The organism is Actinotalea solisilvae (genome assembly GCF_016464425.1).
Classification (GTDB): Bacteria; Actinomycetota; Actinomycetes; order Actinomycetales; family Cellulomonadaceae; genus Actinotalea; species Actinotalea solisilvae.
On record NZ_JADDKQ010000038.1, the window covers coordinates 1 to 8,678 of the forward strand.

The window sequence follows — 8,678 nt, forward strand, 5'->3', positions numbered from 1 at the left end:
CAGGTCGATGCCCGGGCCGGCCGCACTCCCGCCCGCGCCGCCCGCGGCCGCGGTGCCCGCTCCCGCGCCGCCGGGTCCCGCGCCGGCCCCGCGCGGCATGGCGCCCGTCGTGAAGTCGTAGCCGCACGCCTCGCAGAACAGGGCGCCGTCGACGTTGCCCGTGCCGCAGTGCGGGCACGCCACGCCCGCGGGCGCACCCGGGGGCGGGGGCGGCGGCGTGGTGCCCGCGCCGACCGCGCCGCCGGCACCACCCGGGGCACCGGCGCCCGCGCCCGTCGCGCCCGCGCCCATCGGCGCCCCGCACGTGTCGCAGTAGTCGGTCGACTCGCTCGTGTGCCCCTGGGGGCAGACCGCGCTCACTTGCGCACCCGGGTCGTCTTGGTCGAGGCGGTGTCGAGCGCCATCTCGTCGAGCTTGTCGACGTCGCGCTTGAGGCGGACCTTGCCCGTCGCGGGCTCCTCGATGTCCACGACGCGCCGGAGCTTCGACGTCGCCTCGGCGTTGCCGGTCTCCGCGGCGAGCTGCGCGGCCCGGCCGAGCTTGGCCGTGGCCGTCCGGTCGTCGCCCATCGCGCGCGCCGCGAGGCCCTCCTGGATGACCTGGGCCAGCTCGGCCTGCCCCGTGTAGTGCGCGACCTCGGGGTTGATCCGCGCCGTGAGCTCGTGGTCGTCGGACCACAGCGCCTTGACCAGGCCCTGGGCCTGGACGTCCTCGCCGACGACGAGCTGGACGCGCGCCGCGAGCTGCTCCTGCCCCAGCGCGCGGGCCGCCGGGAGCCGCACCGCGACGTGGAAGTCGCGCGACTCGTCGCCCCACGAGCCGGTCGGGAAGCCGCCCGTGAGCGGGTTGACCTCGCGCCGCCGCGGCGTGAGGTCCTCGACGGTCGGCGACACCTGCCGGACGAAGAGCACCTGCGCGCCCTGCGGAGCCCACACGCGCAGCTCGGCGTTCGCGACGCCGCGTCCCATCGCAGCCTTCATGAGCGCAGCGAACTCGGCCGCCATCTGGTCGGGGCGCGGGATGAGGTCGACGGTCCCGAGCAGCGCGGACGCGATGCGCCGCAGCTCGCCGACCTCCCACGCCGCACCGACGCCGCGGCAGTCGGCCTGGAAGACGCCGATCGCGGACCTCAGGCGCACGTCGAGGTCCTGGGGCGACTCGTGCTGGTTCTTGCCGTCGGTGAGCAGGATGGCGTGCCGCTGCGTGACCCCCGGCACGGACTGCGCGACGCGCGCCGCGAGCTCGATCCACGTGCCCATGGCCGTGCCGCCCTCGGGCGCGAGCGACGCGATCGCGCGCCGCGCCTCCTCGCGCGTGCGGGCGTCCATGCGCGTCATCGCGCCCTCGCGCACGTCGACCGGGTACACCAGCCGCGCCGCGTGGCTGCCCGCGATGACCGCGAAGTACGTCCCGGGCACGACCTGGTCGAGCGCGGCGTTGGCGGCGTCCTGCGCCGCGCGGACCCCGTCCCAGCCCATGGAGCCGGACGTGTCGATGATGACGAGCTCGGCGGCCCCGCCCGCACCCGACTGCCCCGCCTGCCCGGACCCCGAGCACTCGACGGTGACGATCGCGTGCACGTCGGTGCTGCCATCAGCCAGGTACTCGTTCTGGTAGACCGCCGCGGTGAAGCTCGTCATGCCGGTTCTCCTTCGTGCGTCCGTGCGGGGGGTCGGCCGATCCGGGCCAGCGCGACCGTGATGTTGTCCTTGCCGCCCTGCTCGTTGGCCCAGCGCACCAGGTCCTCGGCCATGAGGAGAGGATCGCCGTCGTGCGCCGCGGCCGCGCGCGCGACCTGCTCCGCCGTCGCCGGCGCCTCCGAGCAGTAGTTCCACAGCCCGTCCGAGCACAGCAGCAGCCAGCCCGGTCCGTCGAGCGCGTGGTGGGTGACCGTGGGCACCTGGTCCTCGGCGTCGACGCCGAGCCAGCGTGTGATCGCGTGCGCCTGCGGCCCGGTCTCGGCGACCTCGCGCGGGACGCCGGCCGCGACCTGGTCCGCCGCCCACGAGTCGTCGACGGTGAGCACCCGCGGCTCGGCGCCGTCCGGGAGCCAGTAGGCTCGGCTGTCCCCGACGTTGCCCACCGTGAGCCGGTCGCCCTCGACGACGCCGGCCACGAAGGTGCACGACGGCGGGCTGTCGCCGTGGTGCGCGCGCGTCACGGACTCGACCGCCGCGGCGGCGGCCTTGCCGGCCGCCTCGAGGCGCGCCCGCGCGAGCGCCGTGAGCGCGCTGCCCTGGGCGAGACCCGCGCCGCGCTCGCGCACGAGGACGTCGCACGCCGCGCGGACCGCGCCGAGCGAGGCCTCGTCGGAGGCCTGCGAGCTCGAGACGCCGTCGCACACGACGAGCGCGGCCCAGCTGCCGGGCTCGACGTCGGCCGCGACCACGCCCGCGTCCTCGTTGCGGTGGTGACGCACGCCGCGGTCGCTCACGCACGCGACCCACGGCTGCGGCCGGGACACCATGTGGTCGCGCGGGCGCGGCGCCTTCGTGCCGCACTGCGTGCAGTAGCCGTCGCCGTCGATCGCACCGCCGCACTCGGCGCACGGCGCGGGCGCCGACGGGGTGCCGGACCCGCCGCCGGCGCGGACGTGCCGGGTGGGTGCGGACGCCTCGACGACCGCGGCGGGAGCGGGTGCGGGCGCGGCCGGCAGCGCCCCGCCGCACTCCTCGCACCAGCGGGCGCCGAGCGGGGCGGGAGAGCCGCACGCCGGGCACACGATCCCTCCCTCGGCCGCGGCTCCGGGCTCCGCGGTCGCGGCTCCGGGCTCCGCGGATGCCGCGGTCCCCGGGTCGGCGCCCGGGCCGGCCGCGCTCACCGGAACGTCCAGCGGCGCACGTCGTTGGCCGCGTCGACGAGCGCGATCCGCTCCGCCGGCGTCGCGGCCGCCGCGGCGAGCTCGCGGTAGGTCCGCTCGAGGCCGTCCCGCAGCGCGGGCTCGGCCGCGGGCCACGTTCCGATCTGCACCGCGGGCGAGGGGCCGTGCGAGCGCACGTGGTCGAGCGCGGCGGCCAGCGCGGCGGCCGTGAGGCGGGTCCGCTCGGCCGGGTCGACGCCGACGTCGTGCAGCGAGGACATCGCGTCGGCGAGGGCAGGCAGGCCGCCGTCGGACGCGACGAGCAGCGCCGCCCGCTGGCGGCGCGCCTCGGTGAAGGCGCGGGACGTCGCGGGCACGAGGTCGAGCGCCGCGACGGCGTCCGGCACCGAGCCGCGCGACGCCCGGATGCGCGCCATCGCGAACGCCGCCGGGGGCACGTAGGCGGCGTCGGTGCGCGCGCACGTCGCGTAGAGGGCCTCGGCGATGTCCGGCTCGCCGCTCGCCTCGCACGCGAGCGCGAGTGCGAGCTTGGGTGCGAGCTCCCCCGGGACCTCGCCGTACACGGCGTTGAACGCGGCCTGGGCGCCCGTGCCGTCGCCCGTGGCGAGCGCGGCGAGGCCCTGGAGCCAGACGGCGCGCCACTCCCACGGGTCGGCCGCGAGCAGCTCGTCGGCGGCCTTCGCGACGACGTCGTGCCGGTCGGCCCGCAGGGCGGCGCGGCCGATCGCGAGCAGCACCTCGGCCGAGCGCTCGGGCGCCCGCTCGAGCTGGACGAGACGGGCGCGCGGGTCCTCGACGTCCACGGTCGCGAGCCAGCCGGCCTGCGGGTCGCCCGTGTCGACGCGCAGCTCGGGCAGGTGCTGCCACGCGGTCACCGCGGTCGCCGCGTCCGGCGTCGTGAACAGCAGCGACCGGGCGGCGTCGCGCGCGGCGTGCTGCCCCTCGCCCGCGGCGCGGTCGGTCGCGACGACCTCGCGCAGCACGCCGTGCAGCTGGACGCGCAGCTCGGCGACGGTCGCGAACCGGTCCGCCGGGTCCGGCGCGCACGCCTTGGCGACGAGCCGGTAGAAGGAGTCGTAGCGCTGGAACAGCGGCGTCTCGTCGACGGGCGGCAGGCTCGCGACGTAGGTCGACTGGTAGCCGCGGAACTCCATGGCGAGCACGAGCAGCGTCCGGCCCAGCGTGTAGATGTCCGACGCCACCGAGGTGCCGACCTCGGCGACCTCGGGCGCCTGGTAGCCGACGGTGCCGTAGATCGCCGAGTCCTGGTCGTCGAGCCGGCGTACGCCGCCCAGGTCGATGAGCTTGACGTCGTCGCCGATCTGGATGAGGTTGTCCGGCTTGAAGTCGCAGTACACCAGCCCGAGGTCGTGCAGGTACTCGAACGCGGGCAGGATCTCCAGGACGTACGCGATCGCGACGTCGAGCGGGAACGGGTCGTACCGGCCGCCCGCCGCGCGCATCCGGTTCTTGAGCAGGCCCTTGAGCGAGTGCCCGCCCACGTACTCCATGACGGTGTAGCCCTCGCCGTCGTGGGTCACGAAGTTGTAGATCTCGACGATCCGCGGGTGCTCGACCTGGGCGAGGAACTGGCGCTCGGCGATCGCGGCCGCCAGCGCGTCGGCGTCGCCCGTGTTGAGCAGGCCCTTGAGGACGACCCAGCGGTCCGAGACGTTCTTGTCGCGCGCGAGGTAGATCCAGCCGAGGCCGCCGTGCGCGAGCGCGCCCGCGACCTCGTACTGCCCGCCGACGACGTCGCCCGGCTGCAGCTTGGGCGTGAAGGAGTAGGGCGCGCGGCACTGCGGGCAGAAGCCCTCCGTGCGGCCGGGCCGCCCCTCGACGGAGCGTCCGACGGCGGCACCGCACGCGGGGCAGAACCGCTTCTCCTCGGCGACCTCGGGGTTCACCATCATCGCGGTCGCGGCGTCGATCGCCGGGGCGGGCGCGATGGTGGTGAGGCCCGCGCCGAGGCGCGCGGCGCGCAGCCGGGTCGAGGCGCCGCCGACCCGGCGGGTGACGCCCGTGGTCCGGCCGGTGCGGGCGGAGCCCATCGCGGTCGACGCGAGGCGGCTCGACGTGCGGGTCGACGTCGCGCCGTCCGCGCCCGCGGGGAGGCCCGCGCCGGCGGGACCCGTGCCGGCCGCCCGGGCGGCGGTGCGCACGGACGCGTCGGGCGCGGCGTCGGGCGGGCTGCCGCACACGTCGCAGTAGCCGTCGACGATGGTCCCGGTGCAGCCGGGCTGGGTGCAGGTCATGAGCTCCGTCCGGAGGTGGTCGGGGTCGGGGCGGGCGGCAGCGCCGGGTCCGGGGCGTCGAGCAGGCCACGGTAGGCGGCGACGACGGCGCGGGCGCGCGGCAGGTCGACGGGCTCGGCGGCGAGCACCTCGGCGGCGTGCCGGCCCAGGTCGGCGACCTCCGGGTAGCGGTCGCGCCCGCGGGCCCCGGCCTGGGCGCGCGACGCGGCCAGGAGGCCGCGCAGGTCGGTGAGCTCGGCGACGGGCGCGCGGTACGCGTCCTCGGCGCGCGCGAGCGCGCGCTCGACGGCGTCGAGCCGGAGGAGGTAGGCGTCGACGTCGGCGGCGGACGCCGGGACCGCGCCGAGGGACTCCACCTGCGGGATGCCCAGCACGGGCGCCGGGACGACCTGGCGCACGCATGCGTCGGCGAGCGCGGCGACGGCGTCCGCGCGGTCCGCGAGCGCGGCGCGCCACGACGTCGCGCGGGCGAGGTCGCGCTCGTCGTCCCGACGGGTCGCGGCGGCCACGATGAGGTCCCGCTCGGCGCGCGCGACGTCGGCCTCGAGCGGCCCGACGAGGCCCCCGACGTCCGCACCGCGCCGCGCGCGCGCCGTGACGTCGTCGACCCGCTCGTCCAGCCGCGCGAGCCGTGCCCGCGCGTCGTCGGAGGCCGGGCCGGCCGGTGCGGCGGCGACGAGGTCGCGGATGCGCTCGACGGCGGCGCGCAGCGCGGCCAGGTGACCCGCGAGGTCGGCCGAGACCGTCTCGAGCGCGAGGCGCCGGCGCAGCTGCGCGGTCACGGCGTCCGAGAGGCGGCACGCCTCGGGCAGGGAGACCCCGGTGGTACCGGCTGACCCGCCGGCCCCGCCCGCTGCGCCCCCCGCCGGGTCCCGGCCCCACACGAGGGCCGAGAGCCGCGCGAGCTCCACCGCGCCGACGCGGCCGCCGTCCCACACGCGGACGAGCTCGTCGTGCCGCGTCGCGACCGACTGCCACAGCGCCATCGCGAGCGTGACGTCGCCCGTGAGGTCGGTGTCGGGGGACGTCACGGCGACGCGGTCGAGCGCGTCGAGCTCCCGGCGCCGCGCGTCGCGCCACGCGCCGAGCGCGTCGAGGTACGCCGCCATCGCGGCGTGCTCGACCGACCGGCCCCACGCGGCGGGTGCGGCGGGCGCGACCACGGCGGCGGTCATCCGGTCACCACCGGTCACCACCACCCGTCGGGCCCGTCGGGCTCGCACCGGGCCGCCCCCGTCGTCATCCGCGTCACCGGCCGTACACGGACGCCGGGGGAGCGGGCGCCGGCCCGAGCGCCTCGGCGAGCCAGCGGTCGTACGAGGCGGCCCACGTGCCGTCGGCCTTGGCCCGGTCGAGCACGGCGTTGACGAAGCGCACGAGGTCCACGGCCTCGGCGTTGACGCCCAGGCCGTACGGCTCGGACGTGAAGGCCGCACCGACGACCTGCGCGTACGGGTCCTGCGCGGCGAGGCCCGCGAGCACGGTGTCGTCGCCGGTGATCGCGTCGACCTCGCCCTGCTGGAACCGCACGAGGCAGTCCGTGTGCGTGGCGGCCGCGACGGGCTCGACCTCGGGGAAGTCCTCCTCGAGCTTCGCCAGGCTCGACGTGCCTGCCGGGGCGCACACGCGCCGCCCCGCGAGGTCGTCGAGCGACGTCGCCGTCGAGCCCAGCGGCACGAGCACCTTCTGGCCCGACCGGTAGTACTCGGCCGAGAACGCGATCTCCTCCCAGCGCGCGCAGGTGATGGTCATGTTGCGCGCGACGAGGTCGACCGTGCCGTCCTGGAGCGACGGGATGCGCTGCGCGGCCGTGATGACGCGCAGCTCGACGCGGTCGGGGTCGCCGAAGATCGCCTGCGCGACGAGCCGCGCCATGTCGATGTCGAAGCCCTCGATGCTGCCCGAGACGGGGTCGCGCGCGCCGAGCAGGAGCGAGTCGGCCGAGACGCCGACCACGAGCCGGCCGCGGTCCCGGATGAGCGCCATCGTCGACCCCGGCGGGACCGCGCCGGGGTCGACGCCGGCCGGGTCGTACGAGGCGAGCGGGTCCGCGCACTCGACCGGCGCCGACGGCGCGGCGGGCGCCGCGGTGCTCGTCGGCCCGGGCGACGCGGTCGGGAGCGGCGTGTCGCGGTAGGCGCCCCCGGTGCACCCGGCCAGGAGCGCGCCGAGCAGGCCGACGACGACGGCGGACGCCGCGCGGCGCCGGGCCCCGGGCCGCGGCGCGGTCGGCAGGGTCGTGGTGCGGGCTCGTGCCGGACGCGCGCTCACCGGTACTCCTCGATCCGTCGGGAGATGCCGTTCCAGGACAGGACGGCCACCGCGAGGCCCGCGAGCGCCGCGAGCGCGGCGCCGACGAGGAGCCCGCCCCGCGCGTCCGCGAGCGCGTCGGACGCCTCGCCGCTCGCGGCGGCGAGGGCGGCGCCGAGGGTGGCGTCGAAGGACGCGAACGCGGCGTCCGCGGTGCCGGGCTCGGTGCTCGTGGCCGCGGCGACGGCGTCGTCCCACGCGCCGCCGTCGTCGAGCGCGCGCAGGTCGGCGTGCAGGGTCGCGTAGGCGTCCCAGTCGGTGCGCAGGTCCGCGACGCTGCCGGTGCCGGCCGCCTCGGCGAGGCCGCGGTCGACGACGTCGGACGACGCGACCCAGGCCTCCTCGAACGCCTGGCCCGAGCCGCGCGAGATGAGCGTGAGGCTCTCGTTGGACTTGGCGTCGAACGCCGCGAGGCGGGCCTCCGAGAGCGCGGTGGCGGCGGCGAACGGGCCCGTCCGCACCCGGTCGACCTCGGCGGCGACCGACCCGAGCGTGACCGCGGAGCCGACGAGGAGGACGAGGAGGACGAGGCCCGCGCCGGCGAGCGGGAGGTTGACGTAGCGGTGCGTCCGGCGCGCGAGCCACACGGATGCGGCGACGACGGCACCGAGGCCCAGCAGGGACGCGAGCACCGCGAGCACCCAGGCGGACCGCGCCGCCGAGAACTCCGCGGCCACGCGCTCCTGGTTCGCGTCGATGAGCGCGGCCAGGGCGGGCAGCGCGTCGGCGCGCAGGGCGGCGCTCGCGTTGCGCAGGTACTGCGCGCCGACCGGGAGCGCCTGCCGGTTCGCGGCCCGCGCCTGCTCGATGTCCGCGGCGTAGTCGAGCACCGCGGTGTTGAGCGCGGCGAGCACCGTGCCGTCGGCCGGCTGGGCGCGTGCGGCCTCGGCGACGAGCCGGGTGGCGGCCGCCATCGCGTCGTCGTAGACCGCGCGGCGGTCGGCGGGCTCGAGGCCGCCGACGAGGAACGCGTTCGTCGCGCTCGCGTCGGCGCTCACGAGGCGCGTCTGCAGCTCCTGGAGCCGCACGAGCTGGGCCGCGTTGGCGTCGGCGCGGTCCGTCGCGGCGTCGGCCGCCGCGAACGACGCGCCGCCCGCGAGTCCTACGAGCAGGCCGACGACGACGAGCCCGACCGCGACGAGCCGCATGCGTGCGGGCGTCGGGCGGGACCCGGGCCGGGGCGCGACGACGGGGCCCGTGGCTGCGGCGAGGGCGGCCGCGGGCGCGAGCACGACGCCGCCGGCCGTGCCGGCCGTGCGGGGGGCGGCGCCCGGGTGCGCGGGCGCGGGCCC

The 8,678-nt window shown here is 77.9% G+C and carries 7 protein-coding genes; all 7 read right to left on the reverse strand.

Annotated elements, in window-relative coordinates:
- On the reverse strand, positions 1–360 hold a 360-nt coding region (locus tag JIG38_RS19695), incomplete at its 3' end, for a zinc-ribbon domain-containing protein (RefSeq protein WP_199425335.1).
- Entirely contained in the window at positions 357–1,640 is a 1,284-nt protein-coding gene (locus tag JIG38_RS19700; protein WP_199425336.1) for a vWA domain-containing protein, read from the reverse strand. The genes JIG38_RS19700 and JIG38_RS19695, both read right to left, overlap by 4 nt.
- Positions 1,637–2,821, reverse strand: coding sequence for a PP2C family protein-serine/threonine phosphatase (locus tag JIG38_RS19705; RefSeq protein ID WP_199425337.1), 1,185 nt, complete (start codon positions 2,819–2,821; stop codon positions 1,637–1,639). Before JIG38_RS19705 ends, JIG38_RS19700 begins: the two co-directional genes overlap by 4 nt.
- On the reverse strand, positions 2,818–5,076 hold the full coding sequence (locus tag JIG38_RS19710; RefSeq protein ID WP_199425338.1) for a serine/threonine-protein kinase: 2,259 nt from the start codon (positions 5,074–5,076) through the stop codon (positions 2,818–2,820). Before JIG38_RS19710 ends, JIG38_RS19705 begins: the two co-directional genes overlap by 4 nt.
- Positions 5,073–6,251, reverse strand: coding sequence for a hypothetical protein (locus tag JIG38_RS19715; protein WP_199425339.1), 1,179 nt, complete (start codon positions 6,249–6,251; stop codon positions 5,073–5,075). Before JIG38_RS19715 ends, JIG38_RS19710 begins: the two co-directional genes overlap by 4 nt.
- A gap of 73 nt (positions 6,252–6,324) precedes the next feature.
- Positions 6,325–7,311: a glutamate ABC transporter substrate-binding protein gene (locus JIG38_RS19720; RefSeq protein WP_199425341.1), complete on the reverse strand. Its 987-nt coding sequence runs from the start codon at positions 7,309–7,311 to the stop codon at positions 6,325–6,327.
- A gap of 32 nt (positions 7,312–7,343) precedes the next feature.
- On the reverse strand, positions 7,344–8,678 hold a 1,335-nt coding region (locus JIG38_RS19725; RefSeq protein ID WP_199425340.1), incomplete at its 5' end, for a GlnX family signal transduction membrane protein.

What these genes read in the sequence shown, in the direction of transcription:
- JIG38_RS19700 (WP_199425336.1), bottom strand. Translation starts at nt 1,640, where the DNA reads ATGACGAGCTTCACCGCGGCGGTCTACCAGAACGAGTACCTGGCTGAT.
- JIG38_RS19710 (WP_199425338.1), bottom strand. Translation starts at nt 5,076, where the DNA reads ATGACCTGCACCCAGCCCGGCTGCACCGGGACCATCGTCGACGGCTAC.
- JIG38_RS19715 (WP_199425339.1), bottom strand. Translation starts at nt 6,251, where the DNA reads ATGACCGCCGCCGTGGTCGCGCCCGCCGCACCCGCCGCGTGGGGCCGG.